Raw genomic sequence first — 23,485 nt, 5'->3', positions numbered from 1 at the left:
CGGCTTGTGCTGTTATAACGATATATAAAATGAAAATTACAGAAGTATCCATAAAGCGTCCTACGCTTGTTATTGTAGTTTTTACAGTGCTTACTTTATTGGGCTTGCTTAGCTATTTCTCTTTAAATTACGAGTTATTGCCTAAGTTCTCTCCGTCTGTAGTATCTGTAAGTACGGTATACCCCGGTGCATCACCCAGCGAGGTAGAAAATACCGTTACCAAAACCATTGAAGACGCAGTTTCATCAATGGAAAACATCAAAAAAATAGAATCAAAATCTTACGAAAGTTTATCAGTTGTAACCATCACTTTAAATAGCGGTACTGATGTAGATTTAGCGCTGAATGATGCCCAAAGAAAGGTAAATGCTATTTTAAAAGACTTACCTGAGGATATAGATGCCCCAGCTTTAAATAAGTTTTCTTTGGATGATTTACCTATCATTACCATGTCTGCCTCTGGCAATATGGCTGATGCCGAGTTTTATGATTTGATAGATAAACGTATCGCCCCAATCATTTCTCGTGTTCCTGGAGTTGCACAAGTAAACCTAATTGGTGGGCAAGAGCGTGAAATTCAAATCAGTTTAGATGCTGCTAAACTTGAAGGTTATGGCCTATCCATCCCGCAAGTACAACAGGCTATTTTAGGTGCCAATTTAGATTTCCCTACAGGTAGTACTAAAACAGAGGAGCAGGATGTTTTAATCCGTTTAGCCGGAAAATATAAAAACATTGATGAGATCAGAAATCAAGTTATCAGCACCACAAACACAGGAGCGCAAATCAGATTAAGAGATATTGCAGATGTACAAGACACACAAAAAGATGTAGAGAAGTTGGCTCGTGTAAACAGAAAAAGTTCTATTGCATTACAAGTAATTAAACAATCTGATGCTAATGCTGTACTGGTAAGTGAGGGCGTTTACAATATCATCAGTAAAGTTGAAAAAGATTATCAAGATACCGGTTTAAAAATCAATGTCGCAAATGATAGCTCGGTTTTTACCTTACAATCTGCTGATGCCGTTATACACGATTTAATTTTAGCGATTATATTAGTTGCCTTTGTGATGCTATTTTTCTTACATAGTATACGTAATGCCCTTATCGTGATGGTGGCCATCCCACTAGCTTTAATTGCCACTTTCATTGGGATGAATATCATGGGTTACTCTTTAAACTTAATGTCTTTATTAGGTTTATCCTTGGTGGTAGGTATTCTGGTAGATGATGCCATTGTGGTATTAGAAAACATCTACAGACACATGGAGATGGGTAAAAATAAAGTACGAGCCGCTATGGATGCTACCAAAGAAATAGGTTTTACAGTAACCTCTATTACCTTAGTTATTGTTGTTGTATTTTTCCCAATTGCTTTAAGTACAGGTTTAGTTTCTGATATTTTAACTCAATTTTGTGTGGTAGTTATCATATCCACCTTATTATCTCTATTAACTTCTTTTACTATAGTACCCTTATTATCATCACGCTTTGGCAAACTCGAAAAAATTACTGATAAAACTTTCTTCGGTAGAATGATCTTAGGGTTCGAGAAACAACTACATCGTTTTACCAATTGGGTAACAAGCATTTTAAAATGGAGTTTAAACCATAAAAGAATTGCTTTAGGTGCAACATTTGGTTTATTGATAGCCTCATTTTACCTTTTGGGTGCTGGCTATATTGGCGCCGAGTTTTTCCCTAAAAGTGATAAAGGAGAATTTCTGGTTCAGATAGAGATGCCTAAAGACGCATCTATAGAAGTAACCAACCAAATGACCAGAAAAGCCGAGGATTTTTTAGCACAACGTAAAGAAATCACCTCTTTAATTACTACCGTTGGGCAATCTAGCGAAGGTATGGGCGGTTCTTTAGCTACAGCATATAAAGCAGAAATTAATGTAAAACTAGTAGAAAGAAAAGACCGTGAAGACGAAGCTTCCATTTTTGCAGCTAAAATTAGTAGAGAATTAGCTCAGGAATTGGTAGGAGCAAAAGTTAAAACTGTACCCGTAAGTATTTTAGGTACGGCAGAACAAGCTCCTATTAATTTAATTGTAGTAGGTTCTGAATTAGATAGCGTTTTAAAATTTGCAGAAGAAGCTAAAAACGTTTTAGCTGGTATAAGTGGTGCAGCAGAAACTAAATTATCGGTAGAGGCTGGTAATCCGGAAATCAGAGTGGAGGTAGACCGTGATAAAATGTCGGCCCTTGGTTTGGATTTACAAACAGTTGGTTTAACCATGCAAACCGCTTTCAATGGTAATACAGATGGTAAATTCCGTCAGGGAGAGTACGAATACGATATGAATATCCGTTATCAAACTTTCAACAGAAAAAATATTACAGATGTAAGCAACCTGATTTTCATCAATAAGCAAGGCGAGAAGGTAAAACTTTCTCAGTTTGCTACTATTGAACAAAGCTCTGGCCCTAGCCAGTTAGAACGTCGCGATAAAAGCACATCAGTTTCTGTACAAGCACAATCTGTAGGTAGGCCAACCGGTACAATAGTAGCAGAGTTCCAACAAAAAATAGAAGATATGCCACGCCCTGTTGGGGTAAGCTATGTTTGGGGTGGCGACCAAGAAAACCAAAGTGAAGGTTTTGGCACTTTAGGTATTGCCTTATTAGCCTCTATTTTATTGGTTTACTTTATTATGGTTGCTTTGTATGATAGCTTTGTTTATCCTTTTGTGGTCATGTTTTCTATCCCACTTTCTATCATTGGTGCATTATTAGCATTGGGCTTAACCAATAATACCCTTAACATTTTTACCATTTTGGGTTTAATTATGCTGATAGGTTTGGTTGCTAAAAACGCCATTATTTTGGTAGATTTTACCAACCAAATGAAGAAAGAAGGTAAAAGCACTTTAGAGGCTTTAATTTTGGCCAATCACGCTCGTTTACGCCCAATTTTAATGACTACCATTGCCATGGTTATTGGTATGTTACCAATTGCTTTAGCTGCTGGTGCGGGTGCCGAGTGGAAAAATGGCTTAGCTTGGGTAATTATAGGTGGGTTATTAAGTTCTTTATTTTTAACCTTAATAATTGTTCCGGTAATGTATCAGATTTTTGATAGGCTGATAGAAAAATACGGCGGTAAAAAAGCCGAAAAAACCATTGATGAATTAATGGTAGAGCCTTATGACCATAAGGAAGTTAAAGAGTATGAGCATAGCGCTAATATGATTTAAGATATTGGTCTATATTTAAACAAAGCCGCTTTCCCTAAAAAAGCGGCTTTGTTTGTTAATTAAGTCTTAACTTATAAGATAAGCCAGCTGTGATGAAGTGAGATATAACATCTCTCCGATATTCTGATCTTATCATAAATCTTTTAAGTAAATCAATTTCGATTCCTGCGCCATAATGGATACCCAAACCCACATTTTCCTGAATCCCCCTTCTGGTTATATCTCTTTTATTATAATCTTTGAGCGTAAAATAAGTAAAATCTAATCCACAGAAAACTAGCGGTCTAACTCCTTTATTTAAAATATTTTGCTGAAGTGTAACTGGTAAAGAAAATATATTATAGTTATCTTGACTAATGGATGAAGAAAGCTGATCCTCTGTTCTTCTGTAATAAGTATATCTAAATCCAACATTTAAAGATGCACTCCTACTGATTCTAGGGTTAATAAACCTATAGGCCCCGCTTAAAGTATATTCAAAATTATCTGGCTTATATATTCCTGCAACATTAAAAATCAGGAACTTATAATTTTGTCCTTTTGGTTTAATAATCTTACTTGAATTACCCTTATAAGTATTATATCGAGTTATTAACTTTAAAATATCATCATTAAAGCTTACCCTATTAACATCCTCCATAGTTATAGGACTATCATTAACAATACTATATAATATATTTTTATAGAAAAACTTAACTAACGCTGTACTATAACTAGCTACTTGATCTTCTTGCAACCAGTAATTCTTACCATCTTTACTAATCAAGTAAATATTTACGTCATCTGAATAAGCTTCATAAACGCTTACACCTCCTTTAAGAATTAAATAAGCTAATATGGGTTTTAATAAACTATCTCTTGGAGGTTTGCTTTCAAAAACCTCATAGATTTCCCCATTTTCTAATTCTATTTTTTTTAAATCTTTAGGAGTATAAGACCTGAATTCTTTGTCTTCATCTGCTTTAAACTTTACAGAAATACTCATTTTACTGAATTCTTCATCTTTAAAAGTTCCTTTTAGAATTTCCCCTTCCTTTAAGAAAAGACTACCCCTTAATGTAGATTCTTTAACTTGAGCTTTTAAACTTGATGTAATAAATAAACTAAACCAGCAGAAGAGAACAGTTATTATTTTCATGGAAGATGGTGATATAATGACCCAAGAGAAACTTTAGATAAAAATTTTCTTGGGTCATTTTTTTTTAAATATGTATTGCCCTATTATCAGTAGCAGCTAAAGCAGCTTCTTTAAAGGATTCTGTAAAAGTTGGATGCGCATGACTAATTCTACCAATATCCTCAGCACTTGCTCTAAACTCCATAGCTACAACGGCCTCTGCAATCATATCAGCAGTACGTGGCCCAATCATGTGTACACCTAAAATCTCATCAGTTGCAGCGTCTGCCAATACTTTTACTAAACCATCGGTATCCATACTTGCTCTTGCTCTTCCGCTTGCTTTGAAAGGGAAAGAACCTACTTTGTATTTCTTGCCTTGCTCTTTCAATTGCTCTTCGGTATAACCAACAGAAGCAACTTCTGGCCAGGTATAAACTACACCAGGAATTAAATTATAATTGATATGCGGTTTTTGTCCGGCAATTACTTCAGCCACAAAAGTACCTTCTTCTTCGGCTTTATGAGCCAGCATAGCACCTTTAATCACATCGCCAATAGCATAAATACCTTTAACAGAAGTTTCTAAATGCTCATTTACAGGGATTTTTTTACCTCTCTCCTCTACCGTAATTCCTATTTTATCTAAACCTAAACCTTCTGTATAAGCAGTTCTACCAACAGCTACTAAGCAGTAATCACCTTCTAAAACTACTTTTTCACCTTTCGGAGAATCAGTTGTAACTGTAACTTTTTTACCTTTTACTTCGGCACCTGTAACTTTATGACTCAACAAGAACTTAACCCCTAGTTTTGCTAAAGATTTTTGTAGCTCTTTACCCATCGTACTATCCATAGTTGGGATAATAGATGATGCAAACTCTACCACCGTAACCTCAGCACCTAAACGAGCATATACAGACCCTAACTCTAAGCCAATAACACCTCCTCCAATTAAGATCAAGTGCTTTGGTACTTCTGTTAAGTTTAAAGCTTCGGTAGAGGTAATAATACGTTTGCCGTCGGTTTTTAAGAAAGGTAATTCTGTTGGTTTAGAACCGGTGGCAATAATGACATTTTTACCTGTAATTTCCTGCTCTCCACCTTTTGCTAATGCAATTTTAATGGTGTTTTTATCCTTAAAAGAGCCTAAGCCTTCATAAGTATCTATCTTGTTTTTCTTCATCAGGAAAGTAATACCAGCAGTAGTTTGCGCTACCACTTCGTTTTTCCTGTTAATCATTTGCTTGATATTAACTTTAACATCTTTAACATCAATACCATGTTCTGCAAAGGTATGGGTTGCATTATGGTAATGTTCTGACGAGTCTAGCAAAGCCTTTGATGGGATACAACCTACGTTTAAGCAAGTACCTCCAAAGGTTGAATATTTCTCTACAATAGCGGTCTTCATTCCCAATTGGGCACAACGGATAGCGGCTACATAACCGCCCGGACCAGAACCTATTACGATAACGTCGTATTGCATCTTATTAATTTTTTGTTTGGGCTAAATTAACGATTCTAATTTACGCACAGAAAGGTTATTTAATTTATTTGTCATCATGATAACTCTTATTTTCTTACCTTAATTAGAGTATCATCAAAGATTATAAAAGAGCTTGTTAAGCAGATGGCTTGATACAAATGAACGAAAAGTAGGTAGATTTTTTACTGCTAAAATTGTCATAAATATTTGATCCCGGTACTCCAACAAAATCATTTATTGCCTTTCTAAATGGCTTAGGAACATTTTTCTCAACCATTTCAATTTTGTAGTTGGCACTTTTATCCATAGAGCGCAGTACATTAGCAGTAATATCCTGTTCATCTTGAATGGTAAAACCAACATTTACCAACTGTATCGGGCGTTTATGATAGTGTACAGTACCCATAAAATCAGCATATAAAAAATATCCCCCTGGCCTTAAAACCCGGTATACTTCTTCAAAAAATTTTATACGATTACCATAGCAATGAGATGATTCTACATTAATGACCACATCAAAACTATGATCCTGAAAAGGAATGTCTTCTGCATTACCCGCTACAAATGTTAGAGGTTTTTCATGATATGTTTTCTGACAAAATTTTATCCCCTTTGCAGAGAAATCTAAACCTGTAATACTCTTAGGATGATAATCTAGTAATAAATCACAACCACCACCTCTTCCACAGCCAACTTCTAAACTATCTTTACCAGAAAAATCAACTTTATTGAATAAGTGTTTATATAAATTTGCACTTAAATCTTCATAAGACTCTGGGCTTAAATTTGTTTGATCTGAAAATCCATAATTCATGTATTTCCATGCGCTTAGTTTGGAAAACCTAATAGCTACGATATTGTAAAAAAACTGCCAAAGCTTTAAACTTAAATTAGGAGATATATCAACTAATTTGCGGAATATTTTTGAAAACATTAATTTCTAATTTATTTAAACACAAACATCTTTACAGTTGAACGTTTTACAGCTTTACGAGGACAATATTTCTAGCACTAAAATTTATAAATACACACAGCTTTAATCTAGCACTTCACTTTAAAATAAACCCTAAGCTCACACTTTTACAAAACTACTGTTTGTGCGTTAGTTTTTTATAGCGATAATTTATCAATTTCTTTATCTGTCAAGTTTTGAACATTTTTTGTTATTTTTTCAATGTCCCAATCCCACCATCTAAGTTTTAACAATCTTAATATTGTTTCTTCAGGGAATCGTTTTTTTATTTCTTTTGCTGGATTTCCACCTACTATAGAATAAGGCTCAACATCTTTTATAACTGTAGAGTTTGCTGCAATTATAGCTCCATCACCAACAGTCACTCCTGCCATTATTGTTGCGTTATAACCTATCCAAACATCGTTACCAATATTTATATCACCTTTTTTTGGATATGACTTCCCTTCCATCGCATTTTCCCAACCGTTTCCAAAAATTGCGAAAGGATAAGTTGTCAAAGCATCTGTTAAATGGTTGGCTCCGTTCATGATAAATTTAACGTCAGATGCAATCATACAAAATTTACCAATTATTAATTTGTCATCTACAAAGTCAAAATGATATTTTATATTTTTTTCAAAATTATAAACACTTTCAAAGTCGTCATAATAGGTGTAATCACCAATAATGATGTTAGGATTTTTTACCACATTCTTTAAAAAGCAAAGTCTGTTGTAATTATCAAGTGGAAATTTATTTTCTTTATTTGGTCCTGTCATTAAGTATTATGATTTAAATAATGAGGCATTTTTTCAAAATAGTACGCAATTTGTTTATTTACGCCATCAAACATAATCATATTTAATAAAAGGCTGCAACACAAAAGATGTATTTACAAGGAAGATAACTCTTTAAAATACCCCGTCATCAAGTTTATTTTTACCATTTATAAAACATAGCTAATTAACACTATTTTTATATGATGAAACAGCGCCTATACAACATTATTTTTGAACACGATACTAAAGCCGGAAGAGCCTTTGATATAGCCCTACTTTGGGTTATTTTGTTTAGTGTTGTTATTGTTATTATAGAAAGTATTCCAGAAGTACATGAAGCTTTTTTTAAAGAATTTTATACCATCGAATGGATATTAACCATTCTTTTTTCTATTGAATACCTGCTTAGAATATGGACATCTCCTAAGCCATTTCGCTACATATTTAGTTTTTGGGGTTTGGTAGATTTGCTTTCTATAGTACCAACTTATTTTGATTTATTTTTTGCAGGATACCATTATCTGCTTACGGTAAGAATTTTTAGACTACTAAGGGTTTTTAGAATTTTAAAATTGGTACGCTTTAACCGCGAGGCGCAAATGCTTTTTAATGCCTTAAAAGCCAGTTCGTACAAAATTAGTGTGTTTTTGATGACTGTACTTACCATGGTAACCATTTTAGGAACATTAATGTATGTGATAGAAGGTAGTGCAAATAACTTCACTAGCATACCACAAAGTATTTATTGGGCTATTGTAACGGTTACTACTGTAGGTTTTGGAGATATAGTACCGCAAACTGTTTTAGGCAAATTTCTTTCTTCTTTAGCCATGATTATGGGCTATGCTATCATAGCAGTTCCAACAGGTATTATAACGGTTGAACTATCTAAAAACAAGAGTGAAACTTGTGCTACATGTGGTCATCAAAACCCAGCTGATGCAAATTTTTGTAACCACTGTGGTAAAGAAATTAAGTAATTATAGGATGGCGCTTAAATTCTTTTTCCCTATCAAATAAATAACGATAGGTATGGTGTGTTTTATAAATTTTACCCCCAATTTGTTCGGCTACATTCATCATTTTAGGATTAAAATCCCCAATCCAATTCATCTGAAAATCTTCATAAGTAACCTTATTTTTATCTTGAATGGTTTCTGCTGCTTTAACAATCATGGCTACTTCAACACCTTTTTTCTGATGTTCTGGAACTATCCCAAAAACAATCCCATACATGGTTTTAGCCGTTTTTCGCCATTTATGATATAAGAATTTAATTTTCCCTATTATATCTAGCTTACCGTTAACGTGTTTTACAAAAAGTTGGTTCAGCTCTGGTATATTCACAAAAAAACCAATACACTCGCCCTTATAATAGGTATACCAAACTATTTTTTCATCTAAAACAGGTTTTAGTTGTAACATAATAGCTTTAGCCTGGTGGGTACTCATTTCTCTTACTCCTTTATGCTTTACCCATGCTTTATTATAAACTATTCTAAAATCTTCTATATATTTAGCTAAGTTAGATAGCTTCATGTGTTCAAAAGTATAATCAGGATTTTTTAGAATATGCCCAGCCTTATCTGCGTAATTAGAGGCTAGTTCTTGTGCTACTTTACGGTAATAAGTGTATTGCTTAAAATAAACTTTAAAGCCATAATCTTCAAAAAATTGCTGATAATAAGGCGGATTATAGTTGCAACAATAACATGGTTCATAAAAACCATCAACCAGTAAACCCCACCATTTATCTCGGTCGCCAAAATTAATAGGACCATCCATAGCTTCTATTCCTTGCGCTTCAAGCCAAGCTTTGGCGGTATCAAAAAGTAAAAAGGCAGCATTTTTATCATTTATACAGTCAAAAAAACCCAAACCACCGGTAGGCTGGTCAAAACTATTTAAGGTTTTTCTGTTGATAAATACAGCTATTCTTCCAATGGTTTTACCTGTACTATCCTGTAAGATAAAGCGGATACAACTTCCATGTCTAAAATACTTATTACGCTGCTCATCAAAAACCATTTCTATATCCTTATCCAAGGGTCTGATAAAGTTCTTATCATTCTTATATAAGTGTAGCGGCAACTCTAAAAATGCTTTCTGCGTGGCTTTATCCTCTACTTTAAGTATCTTCATTTAAAATTTGTAAATGCTAATTCGTATAACAGATTTTTTAAAAATACGTTTTTGGATATTTAAATCAACCATTAAAATTGCCAAAATTTTATACCATGTTTAAAGACATAATTCTTTTTGTGCTCATCTTTATATCTGGAACGGCTTATGGTCAGCTTTTGAACGATACAAAAACTACCTTAGCCGACTCTTTACGAGGCGATATCAACAGCCCTTACAGAACTTGTTATGATGTTAATTTTTATCATCTGAAGGTAAAGATAGATACTGATAACCAGAACCTTACAGGCAGTAATATTTTTCAGTTTACAGCTACAAAAAACTTTAAAACCCTACAGTTTGATTTATTGGATAGCTTACACATAAATAAAATCATACATGAAGGAAAGAACTTAACTTTTTCCAGAACCCACCATGCTGTTTTTTTAAACTTTTCGGATAGCATCAGAAAAAATAGTAAACATACATTTGAAGTCTATTATCAGGGCAAACCCAAAATAGCAAAAAATGCCCCTTGGGATGGTGGCTTCACTTTTACCAAACACCAGGATAAAGATTGGATAACCACTTCATGCCAAGGCTTGGGTGCTAGTAGTTGGTGGCCAAATAAAGATCAACAAGCTGATGAAGTAGATAGCATGCTCATCAGCATCAGTGTACCCAAGGATATCATGAATGTTTCTAATGGCCGATTACGCTCAGTAGAAAATCATCCCGATGGCTATAACACCTATCATTGGTTTGTAAACTCGCCCATTAACAATTATAATGTAGCAGTAAACGCCACCAATTATACCCATTTTACGGATGTTTATAAAGGTTTAAAAGGTAATTTAAGTCTTGATTATTATGTTTTACCTGAACATTTAGAGATTGCAAAAACACATTTTGGTAACGATGTTAAAAGAATGCTTCAAGCCTTTGAGTATTGGTTTGGGCCTTATCCTTTTTATAAAGATGGCTTTAAACTGATTGAAACCCCTTATTTGGGTATGGAACATCAAAGTGCTATTGCTTATGGCAACCAGTTTAAAAAAGGATATCTAGGTAGAGATTTATCAGGAACAGGCTGGGGATTAAAATGGGATTTTATTATTGTACATGAGGCCGGACATGAGTGGTTTGGCAACAACATCACCACCAAAGATATTGCTGATATGTGGGTGCATGAAAGTTTTACCAATTACTCAGAAAGTTTGTTTATAGAGTATTATTACGGTAAAAAAGCCGGAGCTGAATATGTAATAGGTTTAAGAAATAATGTCCAAAACGATAAACCTATTATTGGCCTCTATGGCGTAAACCAAGAAGGCTCGGCAGATATGTATTATAAAGGTGCAAATATGCTTCATACTTTAAGAACCATCATAAATAACGACACTTTATGGCGTAATTTATTGACAGGACTTCAAAAAGATTTTGCATTAAAAACCGTTACCGGTAATGATATTATCCAATATATAAATCAAAAAACAAACACAGATTTTAGTAAGGTATTTCAACAATACCTAGCAAACAAAAATATTCCGGTACTAGAACTTAAAAAAGAGAAGAAAGGCTTCAGCTACCGCTGGAATTGTGATGTAGCTAATTTTGATATGCCTTTACAGGTAAGTATCAATAAAAAATCTCTACTATTAAAACCAACAACAAATTGGCAATATGTACAAGGCACTACTTTTATGGTAGATGCTAACTACTACATTAACACCAAAAAAATATGATTTAAATCTTATATAAAATTTAAATTATTTAAAATTTAGCTTAAAAATATAGTTAATATTATATTTGCTGTTTATTTGAAGCTCTTTAATATGTTAAGGTTTTTAAGAGGAAATATTTATTTCTCTTTATTATTAAGGCTACTCATTGTTGTTGCTTTATATGCTATTTGCAGGATAGCATTTTATATTTTTAATGCTTCTTCCTTTCCCGAGTTTGATTTTTCGCATTTTTTAACACTATTGTACGGAGGCTTAAAGTTTGATATCAGTGCAATTATTTACTTGAATATCCTTTTCATCATTAGCCAAATTATCCCTTTAAAAATCAGATACAGTAAAAGATATCAGAAAATATTTACAGGCATTTTTTTCCTTTGTAATGGCTTAGGCCTAGCATTTAATGTTGCTGATATTGCTTACTTTCCCTTTACCCTTAAACGTAGCACATTTAGCATGTTTGCCCAGTTCTCTAACGAGCAAAACTTAGGTGAACTTGCTATAAAGTTCATTTTTATGGATTACTGGTATACTACCTTGCTATTTGTGTTTTGCATTTATGTTATGTATTGGGCGTATATGCAAATCCCCATAAAAAAACCAAAAATTAAGAACACAGTTGTTTATGGCAGCAGCGCAGCTGTAATGATGTTGATGATTATATGGTTCTCTATAGCCGGTATGCGGGGCGGTTTTAGGCATAGCACCCGCCCTATTACCATAAGCAATGCAGGCGAGTATGTACAAGACCCCTCAGAAATTAATATTGTTATTAATACGCCGTTTTCCATCATCAGAACTTTAAAAACCAAGCCTTTAAAGGAGCAAAATTTCTTTCCTGAAACAGTAGCAGACAGCTTATATAACCCTATAAAAAAGCCTATCACTAAGCAAAAGTTTAACCCTAAAAACATTGTTGTGATTATATTAGAAAGCTTTAGCAGAGAGTTTTTAGGTGCTTTTAACCCCCAATTAGATAAAGGAAAATACAAAGGTTATACACCGTTTTTAGATTCTTTGGCTCAGCATGCTTTATGTTTTACCAATGCTTATGCAAACGGCAGAAAGTCTATAGAAGGTTTACCATCTGTTTTATCAAGCATACCCGGCATAAATGAACCTTTTGTTTTATCTTATTATTCTGGAAATAAAATCAATAGCTTGGGAGGCTTACTGGCAGAAAAAGGATACCATACTTCTTTTTTTCATGGTGCCCCAAACGGCTCTATGGGATTTAGCTCTTATACTAAAATGGCTGGCATTGAACACTATTTCGGAAAATCAGAATATCAAAATGACGATGATTTTGACGGTATTTGGGGAATATGGGACGAGCCGTTTCTACAATACTGGGCAAAAAACATCAATACATTTAAGCAGCCCTTTTTTACTTGTGTGTTTACACTTTCATCACACCATCCTTTCAAATTACCTGTAGCTTATGAAGGTAAATTTCCTAAAGGTACCTTGCCAGTACATCAAAATGTTGGCTATACTGATATGGCTTTACGCAAATTTTTTAAAACAGTAGCTAAAAGCGAATGGTATAAAAACACTTTGTTCATCATTACAGCAGACCATTCAACCTTGGCTAGTCATCCAGAATATCAAACATCATTAGGTGCCTTTGCTGTTCCTATCATCATTTTTGACCCTAGTGGCGCTTTAAAAGGCAAACGAGACTATCCGGTACAACAAATAGATATTCCTCCTACTATTTTAAACTATTTAAATTTTGACAAGCCTTATTTTGCTTTTGGTCATGATATGCTTCATCCTCAAAAAAATCATTTTATAGTCCATACCATTGATGGCAACTACCAAATCATCAAAGACCAATACGTGTTGAAGTATCATGAAGAAAACAGCAAGCTGTACAATTACAAAAATGATGTGCTGTTGAAAAAAGACATCAGCCATCACCACCCCAAAGAAAAACAAGAATTAGAAACTTATTTAAAAGCTTTTATACAGCAATACAATAAGAATATGATTAAAAATAGTTTAACGGTAGAATAGGGTTTAGGATAGCTCTTCTCCGTACCATGTTCGAGACTTGTTCGGGAAATGGCCCTAGTTTTCCGAAGATGTCTGGGAGAAGTCTGGGAGAAGTACCGAAGGTGATATGGAGAAAACGTGGATAAAAGGTGGGGTATAGGTGGGCTATACGTGGACTTAAGTTAATGAATTTTCTTTTTGATATGGATAACTATAGAAGAGATTAACAAATATAGAAAATATGGAAGCTTATTAAAAAATATCCTAATATTTGACCTTTGATAAAAATTTGATTCCTGGCAAAGCCTTAGCAAGTAGGAATAAAGAGCGAAAGCCTAACTTGTGCTTGCGCTAGTTAGGTAATTATAGTTGACAAAATCTCAAGTATTGGTAACAAGTATTTGAGCAGAGTCGAAATGTTATCTGATACGCTCAGAAAGGACTTCGACTCCGCTCAGCCTGACAAAAATAGCGGTTTAAAACCACCTATAATTTACGCCTCTGGCAACGTAGGCGGAATAATTTTATTCACTCTGGTACTAATAGAACGTAAAAAAGCTTCTAATGCTTGTTGTTCTTCTAGCGTTAGGTTAAGTTTTCTTAAAATGGATGACTTTGGTACGTTTCTGAAAGAATCTGGCACTATAGCCGCTTTTTGTATTGGGCTAGGATTGCCTAAATTATAGAACTCTACCACATCTTTTAAAGAAGGGAAATTACCATGATGCATCCATGGACCAGTAATGTTGGTTTCTCTTAATGATGGAGTTCTAAATTTCCCTAAATCTTCTAGCTTCTTGGTAACATTATACCTGCCTAAATCTTCCATTTTAGAGCCTAATAGCGTTTGCCCATCGTTATGGAATTGGTTATCACTAAATAAAGGCGAATTATGGCAATTGATACATCTGGCTTTGGTTCTAAAAAGGTGCATCCCTAAAACTTCATCATCTTTTAAGGCTTTAGGATTGCCTTTCACAAAAGCATCAAAACGGCTATTGGTACTGATGATAGAACGCTCAAAAGTAGCAATGGCTTTTTGGATTTTATCCAAGGTGATTTTTTCGTCGCCAAAAGCTTGCTTAAATAAAGGTTTATAGCCTTTTATTTGCGAAACATGTTTCACCATGGTATTCAAATCCTGATTCATTTCCAAATGATCTTGAATAGGGAATTTAGCTTGGTCTTCTAAGCTTTTAGCTCTGCCGTCCCAAAAAAAACTCTCGTAAAACGCTACATTTAATAAAGTCATAGCGTTTCTTTTACCAGTTTGGCGGTCGTGTCCGTAAGCTACTCTACGTCCATCTCCCCAACCTAACTCTGGATCGTGGCAAGATGCACAAGCAATTTGTTTAGAAGCAGATAACCTAGGGTCAAAAAACAATAGTTTTCCTAACTTTTCTTTTTCCTCAGAATGCGGATTATCCTTTGGATAAGTTGGCCTTCCTAAATAACCTATATCTTTAAAATTCTTTACAGATTCGTCTACATCCGGAGCTGGCCATTTGGATGGGTCTCCGCTATATAATGCCCTTAGTTCTGCTATACTGTAAACTTTAGGGTTGTCTTGTAAAAAAGCTGTAGTGATGATAAACGTTATCACAACTACCAAAACACACATAATCTTTCTCATAGATTTAAAGTTAAAGCCGATGGGCTCATTTTATAAATACGTTTTACTGCTGCCGGCCCTCCAATAGCGGTCTCATTAAATATCACTTCTAAATCTATGATAGCGGTTCTTTCATCATAAGTACCTTCCCCGCTGATACCAATTTTAAAAGTGGGTACACCTGGCTCAAAAGTTGAATTTGGATTTTTGCTTACCGTAATATCTTGAGGAACTACTCTTACAATTCCAGTTTTAGCACCTTCAAAGTCAGGGAAAAAACCTATGAATTTATCTACATTTATTTTTGCCGTAACCGCATTTGTACTTCCTATTTGGGTGGCATATAATCTATGCATATCTAAAAAAGTAACCCCACTGGTAGCCACCGGATGTACAAAACCTAAATAATTAGGGTCTTGGGTAGATATAATAGAGAAGTGCCCTATTATTCTGTTAGACCATAGTTTCGTATCTTCATTATATCTATAAACAAATAATTGATAATTTGGTATATTCTGATGAAATACATTAATAGCCGATGAAGATGGTGTAGAAAGTGGCTCTTCTGGATATAAATCTTCCTTAAAAGGTGGTTCTTCTTCTCTGCACCCAGCAGATAAAGTAACCATGAATAATAAAAATATTATAAACTTATTCATATTGTAATGATTAATAATCTGTGTTTTGCTCCATTCCCGGATTTACATCAACGGTATTGATAGGTATTGGCATTACCAATCTATTATCAGTAAAAGGTAAACTACAAGTGGCAGCATTACAATCTACCCTATTGATGTTCTTGCCTTTCCTTAGTAAATCGTAAAGTAAATTACCTTCAAAAGCTAGTTCTTTTCTTCTTTCAAGAAGGATAGCATCAATTAAATCTGCTTTGTTAGAAAAATTAGCATCAGCAGCTGTTGGATCTGCTCTCTTGATGATTAAAGAAAGATCTGCATTAGCTTGTGTAAAGTTTGGCTGTGACTTCTCTGCCGCAGCTTCTGCTCTTATCAAGTATACTTCTGATAATCTTAATACTTTAACGGGAGTAGCGTTAAGACCTCCAGCAGCATATTTTTTTGTAAACGAGTAATTTACATTATTAATAATAACCGTATTAAATAAAGATGAATTTCTACGAATATCATTTGCACTGTATAGGGCTAAAACATCATTGGTAGCCGCGTACATTCTGAAACCTCCGGTATTACTTACCTCATAATATGACCCTAAACTAGAGCCAGAAAAATTGCTTTCCAGAGCAATTTCAAAAATAGACTCTACAGAAGGATTTCTGGTAGCCCAGCTTGCTACATAATTAGCGTTACTTAGCAAGGTGTAGCCTCCGTTTCTAATCACATCATCTGCATATTCGTAAGCTTTATCCCAGTTATTGGCGTATAAATACACTTTTGCTAATAGGGCTTTTGCAACATTTGCAGAAAAATAGGTTTGTGGTGTACCCGATGAAAACACCGGGCTACTATTCTCAAATAAAGCAATGGCTTCTAATAAATCGTTGATTACCGCTTCATAGGATTGTGCAACGGTAGACCTAATCGGTAAAGGATCTGTAATTAATTGGGGCTTAAGTACTAAAGCAATACCTAAGTGTGTTGCATTGGGTGTGCTATTATATGGCTTAGAAAAGATTCTTAATAAATCAAAATGAGCTAAAGCTCTAAAACATTTAGCTTCTGCTAAAATTCTATTTTTTTCTGCCGGTTGTCCTTCGGCACTTGGTGTATAAAAGATAATGTTGTTTACATTATTTAAGTGCTTATACAAATCTGTATAGGTAGCATTCATAGATGACAAATTTGCCCTTTGAGTTAAGTTATAAACATCATCTAAAGCAATATTTACGGTACGGCTGTATTTGATATTTCCACCCATTAAATCAGGGAAAGCCATTAAATTTCTATGGTATAAATTTATTGATAGTAAAGAACGATAAGCTCCGGATAATGCTGTTTTTGCACCAGAAACATCACTAAATAAATCTTCTATAGAAAGCTGTTCTATGGGGTCTTTATCCAACAGCTTTTCGCAAGAAGTAAAGCCTATTAGAAATATGATATTGATATATATGAAAAACTTCTTCATGTTTTTAATTTTATAATCCTACTCTTAAACCTCCGGTAATAGCCATAGTTTCTGGATAAGTAAATCTTCTCTCGGCTATACCATTTCTATTTTTTACGCCTGGTTCTTTATATACGTAAAACAAATTGGTTGCATTGGCAAATACTGATAAATTATTAAGCCCAATTTTTGCAACTGTTTTTAGAGGTAGTTTATAGTTTAATGATACGTTAGATAGTTTGAGATAACTAGCATCCAACACATACCTGGATGAATTACTTACCCTATCTCTATTGATATTTAACCTTGGTATATTGGTAATATCACCTGGTCTTTGCCATCTATCTATCAAATTGATACTTTGGTTTCTATTTTGCAGATTTCTGCCGTCCGTCTCATCAGCATTCTCAAATTTAAAATCTGCACCATAGCTATATAAGATGTTAAATGAAAAGGTAAAATCCTTTATCGTAAAATTATTGATAAAACCTCCTTGGAAATCTGGCAATCTATCACCTATCACAACAGTTTCGGTAATAGGAAGTGCATTAATCTCTTCTGCAGTTTTAATATTTCCATTTTTATCAAAAAATACTTCTAAACCGGTTTGAGGATTTACACCACCCCAACGGTAACCATAAATAGCGTTTGCACTATTACCCACTTTAAAGCCTGCCGCTTCATCTCTACTCCCAAAAAGGGCCGAAAAACCATTATTAAATGCAATAATTTTATTTTCGTTTGAACCAAAATTGAAGGAGCTGCTCCAAGTAAAGTTTTTGGTCTTGATATTTTCTGAACTGATAGACAATTCAAAACCCTGATTTCGCATTTTACTGGTGTTAGATAAAATATTTGTAAAACCTGTTTCAAGGGGTACATTAACATTAGATATTAAATCTACCACCGTGTTATTGTAGTATTCTGCTGTTAATTGAAATCTGTTGAAAACAGTTAAATCTAAACCTAAATTAAACTTAAAGTTTTTTTCCCAGCCTAAATCTGGATTTGGAGCAGAGGTAGCCCCTGGCAAAGAAGAAACATTACCGTTATAGGTACCACCATCAGAAGTTTCTATATTGTACAAACCACGGGCAGCATAAGAACCAATTCTTGAGTTACCTGTTGAACCATAAGTTGCTCTCAATTTCAGTAAATTGATGGCTTCTACATTTTTTAAGAAATTCTCTTTAGAGATAATCCAGCCTAAACCTAAAGAGCCATTTAGTGCCACTTGTCTATCGCCACCAAAAACAGAGGATTGATCTACACGACCATTGATATTGATGTAATATTTCTTATTTAAATCGTAGCCCAATTGAGAATAATAAGAAACCACTGCATTTTCTGAAGGAGAAGAGTTTGCAGATTGTTCTGCAGCGGCACCCAAAACACGTAACCTATCAAAACTAAAGTCAGTACCTGTTCCGCTTAATAAATTAGTAGTTTTATCTTCTACTTGCGTACCTGCAACAAAACTTACTGTATGCTTATTGTTATAAACCTTATCATAAGTAGCTTGTAAAAAGCCCGTATAGCTACGATAATTTCTATCAAAAATGGCAAGCCTACCATTAAGATTTGCTCCTGTTTGGTTCAAAGCAGACATATACATGGTTTGCCTATTCTGATAAAAATCTGCACCAAAAGTACCAGATATTGCCCAAGAATCTGTTATTTTATAGGTTGCATTTAAGTTACTTAACAGTTGTAAACCTTTATGAAAATTATCATTTTGTGCTAAAACAGCTAATGGATTTGGAACACCTTGAAAAGTGGCAAAAGTACCATCCTCGTTATAAGGAGATAAATTTGGAGGTAATAAAACGCCTCCATAATTATTAAGCGCATTTTTATTAGTTAAAGTTGGGCTTAAAGAAAATCCTACTTTAAAACGGTCTGATAGGCTATGGTCTAAACGTAAACGGATATATGTTTTTTGTAAATCGTTACCTATGGAGCTGGCTTGCTGATCTCTGTAGCCAGCAGAAAACCTAAATGTAGTATTTTCTTTCCCTCCGGAGATTTCTAGGTTTGCATTATGATAAGTTGCATTTCTATTGGTTAAATCAAACCAATCTGTATCAATAGTACTGCTTCCTGCAAGTTGTGAGGCTACGGTTACAGACCTACCATCGTTGATATAAGTTTCTCTTAATAAACTGTAATATTGCGGACCAGATAACCACTTAAACTCGTTAATGAAAGTGGCTACGCCAGTATCATAGCTAAAATTTACTTTAGTTTTACCAGCTGTTCCACCTTTTGTGGTGATGATGATTACGCCATTAGCTGCATCGGCCCCATAAAGTGCAGAAGCTGTAGCATCTTTTAAAACCGAAATACTTTTAATATCATCAGGATTTATATTTGCTAAAGGGTTAAGGTTTTCTTCTCTATTAAAAATCTGATTTTCATTTCCTCTCTGCTGTTCGTACATTGGTATACCATCTACAACATATAAGGGTTGAGAAGAAGTATTTGATACTGGTCTTGAAGTCCCTCCAAAAGCAGGTAAAGAACCTTGTCCTCTAATGTTGATTTTTACAGGAGTTCCTAGCTCGGTATTGGTTTCTACATAAACACCAGCCACCAAGCCTTCCATCATTTTATCAAAAGATTCTATTGGCCTATCTACCTGAAGTTGGGCATCGGTTAGTTGCGAAATACTTCCTACCACATCTTCCCTTCTTTTATTAGCGGTATAAGAGCTGGTAACTACAACTTCGTTGATGCCTATAGCATCAAGCTCTAGCTGAATATTAAAAAAGGTTTCTTTACCAACTCTAAATTCTTTAGGCTTGAACCCTAAATAAGTAGCCTCTAAAACTGTACTCTCAATGTTATCACCTATCAACTTAATGGTAAATTCTCCATTGATATTGGTTACAGCACCTTGCCTGGTTCCTTTTATCAGTACGTTAACACCCGGTAAAGTTTCTCCATCTTGTTTAGAAACTATTTTACCTGTTATCATTTTAACAGTTGGTGAAACTGGCCTTTGCGCCCTTCTGATAGATATATTATTACCTACAACACCAAAATCTAGTCTTAACTGCCTTGATAATATGTTAAGCGCATCTTTTAAAGAGCCAGAATGCCTAATGGTAGCTTTTTGGTTAACATCAATAACAGAACCATCATAATTAAACTTTACATTACTTTGCTTTTCTATAGCATTGAGTACATCAATTAAAGCAACGTTATTAAAGTTTAAACTCAAATTGTTTTGAGCTTTTACAACTCCTGTTAAAAGGACAAACAAAAATAATATAGGTAGTAAACTTTTTTGAGCTATTTTATACATTTATTTATTGATATAGAGCGTATCCTGAACTTGTTTATAGGTTAAATTTTCTGAAAAACAGATACTTTTGATCAAACTAACGTAATCTGTATTCTTAAACTCGCCTGTATATTTCCAGTTGGCATGTTTACTTAAATTTATAAGGGTTATCCCATAGGTAGCATAAACCTTCTTGGCAATCTCTTCAAAAGAAGCATTTTTAAATTTTAACACACCATCTTTCCATGAGGTTAAAAGTTCAGCATCAAAATCAGACTTGATGATTTTGTTAGTTGCCTGGTCAAATACCACTCGTTCTTGAGGCTGTAAGGTTAAAGTATTACCCGTTAACTGATCATTAACTTTAACACTTCCTTCTATTAAAGCTACTTCAATTTTACCTGATGCTAACTGGGTATTCACATTAAAAGAAGTGCCTAAAACTTGTGTAGTTAAAGCACCTGTATGTACTACAAATGGCTTTTTAGGATTCTTCATCACTTCAAAATAGGCTTCGCCTTCCAATTCTACATTTCTGATAGCCCCAAAAATTTTAGGATACTTGATAGTACTATTGGCATTTAACGTAACTTTTGTACCATCACTTAACTGGATGATACTTCTTTGTCCGAAAGAATTATGTTTGGTGATATAAGTTTGAGCAATTTCCTTCGCTTTTGTAAAACGCTTCACACCAATAAAAAGGGTTGGCACCAATATGAGGAGTACTAGCACTACATAAACACCATTTATAGAAAATTTTGAAGGCGAGCTAGTTAATAGCGCTTCTGGCTTAGCTTCCTCTGCCTTCAAAAAAGATTCAAATTTATTCAACTCTACATCCAGCTCATGCTCTGGAAGCTGCAAGTGCAGCATATCCAATAAACGTTCTGCTGTTAAAACTTCATCCAGTTTTTCTGGATTACAGCTGATCCACTCTGACCAAAAACTCACATCATCAACATTACTTTTGAGATAATAATTGATAAATGATTCGTCTGATGCAAAATCTTCTGCCGTATAAAGGTTATAGTGCATAAATTTTATAAATATTATATCTTGATGATTTTTTTAGCGATATAATTTAACTGGTTAGTTAAAGTTAAATAATACGTACCTGCGCTAAATGAAGATAAAGATACACCTAAATCATTTAAACCTGAATTTAATTCGATAGCTTTCTCTAGTACCACTCTACCGCTTTGGTCTACAAATTTAATTTGATAATTACCCGCTTTATTGATGGTGATATTTAGTCTGTCTGAAGTTGGGTTAGGATAAACGCTTATTGCATCTGAATTTAAAGCGTCTATTTGGACAGTTTTTACGTCAGAATAAGATAAGGTAGCATCAAAATCTTTGGCTTTAATGCGATAATAGTTATTCCCTAATAATGGATTTTTATCAGTAAAACTGTAAGTGTTTAGTTGTTGAGCTTTTAAACTTCCGATAGTAATAAAATCTCCAGTTTCTCCTTTTCTTTCTATTAAATATTCATCTGTATTAATTTCAGAAGCAATATTCCAAACTAAAGAAACTTCGTTTAAAGTGTTTTTAGTAGCGGTAAAGGAGGTGTAGGTTACGGGTAGGGTGCCGGTAGAACTAATTCTAGCTGCATAAATTTCGCCATTTGTTGAAGTTCTTGAATCTGTCCATGCTGTAATAAAACCACCAGAACCATCTGCTATAATAACTGGCGTTCTTTGATTTCCTGTAGCATCAGATACAAGTAAACCATTAGCTGCAAATTGGATAGCACCTGTTGTATTGATATATTGGCTGTAAACACCATTATCTGTACCTCTAGCATCGTCCCAAACTATAAAAGCACCACCTAAACCGTCGCCTTGTAAAACTACTCCGCTAAACGTACTAGATGTTGGTTGATTTCCCGTTGCTGTGCAAATAGCTATACCATCTAGTGCCGTACCTCCAGATGGTGTCCATTTTAAAGTACCAGACAAGTCTAGCTTTTGTGCATATATATTTCTATTAGTCGCCCTTGGATCTGACCATATACATACGAATTCATTATTCGAATTTACTACATAAGGATTAGATTGAAAACCAATTGCATCAACCACTTTTACATCGTTTACCCAAACCTTTGCACCATTACTATCAAACCTTTGTGCGTAAATATCGCTTCCTCCATTAGTGCCAGATCTTGCATCAGAAAAAACTGCCACCAATCCTCCAGCCCCATCTAAAGCAATTGAAGCTGTTTGTTGTATGCCTGCCACAGAAATTAATGGTAAACCAATGGTTGATGATGTTGCCCATAATTTAGTTCCAGAATTATTTAATCTTTGACCAAAAATATCTCTATCCGAGGTTAAAGTAGGTGTACCCGAGGGATCTGTCCAAACTATAAATATTCCATTATTTCCATCTGGGAGTATAGCAAGTTCCGTTTGAGTTCCCAAAGCGTCAGATAATTGAATATCATTGGCACCCCATTGTTTAGAACCATCACTTATTAAAATTTTATTAGCGAAAGGATCTTGGTCTCTTACAAACTCAGTGGGATTACTTGGTTTTGGCACTAATCTTCTTGAGTCTCGCCAAACAATAACCGCTTCAGTAGCATTTATCATAGAGAGTATTGCAGAGGTTTGTGTATCATCCCCATTAGCAATAATTACCCCATTTGCTGCCCACAAAATATTACCAGAGGCATTAACCCTTTGTCCATAAATATCAGTACCTGTTGTTGCGGAGTTCCTATTATCATCCCAAACCAATATAGCACCACCTGCTCCATCAGAAGTTAAACTAACATTAGACTGCCCTTCAGCTGCATTACAAACAATTTTCTCTGCTCCCCAAGGTAATGTTCCATCTTTATTAATTTTTTGGATATAAATATCTGTACCCGTAGTTGCAGAATTTCTGGCATCCACCCATGCTATAATCATATTGCCATTACCATCATTAATAGCAACTGGAGCTGTTTTAGCTGTAGTATTACTAGTGGTTACAATAGGAGTCGCACCATTCCATTGCCCTTTAACCGCTATACAAGAAATTAAAAGGGGGATAAAAAGTAAAATTTTCTTCATCTTAGTTTGTTTAGTTTTCTGACTTTTATATACAGT

At 34.5% G+C, this 23,485-nt stretch carries 15 protein-coding genes; 4 read left to right on the top strand and 11 right to left on the bottom strand.

Annotation, left to right across the window (positions count from 1 at the left end; translation table 11 throughout):
- The first annotated feature begins 29 nt into the window (after positions 1 to 29).
- A complete protein-coding gene (locus B2745_RS09250; RefSeq protein WP_304065656.1) occupies positions 30 to 3,206 on the top strand; it encodes an efflux RND transporter permease subunit in 3,177 nt (1,058 codons plus the stop codon).
- Between the two features lie 55 nt (positions 3,207 to 3,261).
- Here B2745_RS09250 and B2745_RS09245 read toward each other — a convergent pair whose 3' ends face one another.
- The 4 genes from B2745_RS09245 to B2745_RS09230 form a co-directional block, all read right to left on the bottom strand.
- Positions 3,262 to 4,344, bottom strand: a complete 1,083-nt coding sequence (locus tag B2745_RS09245; RefSeq protein ID WP_304065655.1) for an outer membrane beta-barrel protein — start codon at positions 4,342 to 4,344, stop codon at positions 3,262 to 3,264.
- Between the two features lie 64 nt (positions 4,345 to 4,408).
- A complete protein-coding gene (gene lpdA, locus B2745_RS09240; protein WP_304065654.1) occupies positions 4,409 to 5,812 on the bottom strand; it encodes a dihydrolipoyl dehydrogenase in 1,404 nt (467 codons plus the stop codon).
- 136 nt (positions 5,813 to 5,948) lie between these two features.
- Entirely contained in the window at positions 5,949 to 6,746 is a 798-nt protein-coding gene (locus tag B2745_RS09235; RefSeq protein ID WP_304065652.1) for a class I SAM-dependent methyltransferase, read from the bottom strand.
- Positions 6,747 to 6,922: 176 nt separating this feature from the next.
- Positions 6,923 to 7,546: a CatB-related O-acetyltransferase gene (locus B2745_RS09230; protein ID WP_304065650.1), complete on the bottom strand. Its 624-nt coding sequence runs from the start codon at positions 7,544 to 7,546 to the stop codon at positions 6,923 to 6,925.
- Between the two features lie 200 nt (positions 7,547 to 7,746).
- Here B2745_RS09230 and B2745_RS09225 point away from each other — a divergent pair, with 200 nt between their 5' ends.
- Positions 7,747 to 8,526: an ion transporter gene (locus B2745_RS09225; RefSeq protein ID WP_304065647.1), complete on the top strand. Its 780-nt coding sequence runs from the start codon at positions 7,747 to 7,749 to the stop codon at positions 8,524 to 8,526.
- On the opposite strand, the gene B2745_RS09220 is transcribed toward B2745_RS09225, so the two are convergent.
- The gene (locus B2745_RS09220; RefSeq protein ID WP_304065644.1) at positions 8,519 to 9,688 is read right to left on the bottom strand and encodes a hypothetical protein; all 1,170 of its coding nucleotides are present in this window, start codon (positions 9,686 to 9,688) and stop codon (positions 8,519 to 8,521) included. The genes B2745_RS09225 and B2745_RS09220 overlap by 8 nt on opposite strands.
- A gap of 95 nt (positions 9,689 to 9,783) precedes the next feature.
- On the opposite strand from B2745_RS09220, the gene B2745_RS09215 reads away from it, so the two are divergent.
- Positions 9,784 to 11,412 (top strand): M1 family metallopeptidase, encoded by a 1,629-nt coding sequence (locus B2745_RS09215; RefSeq protein ID WP_304065641.1) that lies wholly within the window; start codon positions 9,784 to 9,786, stop codon positions 11,410 to 11,412.
- A 90-nt stretch (positions 11,413 to 11,502) separates the two neighbouring features.
- Complete coding sequence (locus B2745_RS09210) at positions 11,503 to 13,428, top strand: LTA synthase family protein (protein WP_304065638.1); 1,926 nt, start codon at positions 11,503 to 11,505, stop codon at positions 13,426 to 13,428.
- A 472-nt stretch (positions 13,429 to 13,900) separates the two neighbouring features.
- Here the strand turns inward: B2745_RS09210 and B2745_RS09205 are convergent, their stop codons facing one another.
- Genes B2745_RS09205 through B2745_RS09180 form a run of 6 tightly spaced genes read right to left on the bottom strand, consistent with a single transcriptional unit; the run spans position 13,901 to position 23,449 of the window.
- Positions 13,901 to 15,040 (bottom strand): cytochrome-c peroxidase, encoded by a 1,140-nt coding sequence (locus tag B2745_RS09205; RefSeq protein ID WP_304065636.1) that lies wholly within the window; start codon positions 15,038 to 15,040, stop codon positions 13,901 to 13,903.
- The gene (locus B2745_RS09200) at positions 15,037 to 15,678 is read right to left on the bottom strand and encodes a hypothetical protein (RefSeq protein ID WP_304065633.1); all 642 of its coding nucleotides are present in this window, start codon (positions 15,676 to 15,678) and stop codon (positions 15,037 to 15,039) included. The genes B2745_RS09205 and B2745_RS09200 overlap by 4 nt, the downstream gene beginning before the upstream one ends.
- Positions 15,679 to 15,688: 10 nt before the next feature.
- Entirely contained in the window at positions 15,689 to 17,122 is a 1,434-nt protein-coding gene (locus tag B2745_RS09195; protein WP_304065630.1) for a RagB/SusD family nutrient uptake outer membrane protein, read from the bottom strand.
- Positions 17,123 to 17,132: 10 nt separating this feature from the next.
- The gene (locus B2745_RS09190) at positions 17,133 to 20,408 is read right to left on the bottom strand and encodes a SusC/RagA family TonB-linked outer membrane protein (RefSeq protein ID WP_304065628.1); all 3,276 of its coding nucleotides are present in this window, start codon (positions 20,406 to 20,408) and stop codon (positions 17,133 to 17,135) included.
- Positions 20,409 to 21,425: a FecR family protein gene (locus tag B2745_RS09185; protein ID WP_304065626.1), complete on the bottom strand. Its 1,017-nt coding sequence runs from the start codon at positions 21,423 to 21,425 to the stop codon at positions 20,409 to 20,411.
- 14 nt (positions 21,426 to 21,439) lie between these two features.
- Positions 21,440 to 23,449, bottom strand: a complete 2,010-nt coding sequence (locus tag B2745_RS09180) for a T9SS type A sorting domain-containing protein (protein WP_304065624.1) — start codon at positions 23,447 to 23,449, stop codon at positions 21,440 to 21,442.
- Between the last annotated feature and the right edge of the window lie 36 nt (positions 23,450 to 23,485).

Origin of the sequence: Pedobacter glucosidilyticus, from assembly GCF_002483235.1 — a bacterium.
GTDB classification, from domain to species: domain Bacteria; phylum Bacteroidota; class Bacteroidia; order Sphingobacteriales; family Sphingobacteriaceae; genus Pseudopedobacter; species Pseudopedobacter glucosidilyticum_B.
The sequence above is the reverse complement of the archived record's forward strand: the minus strand, read 5'-3'. Positions and strand labels throughout refer to the sequence as shown.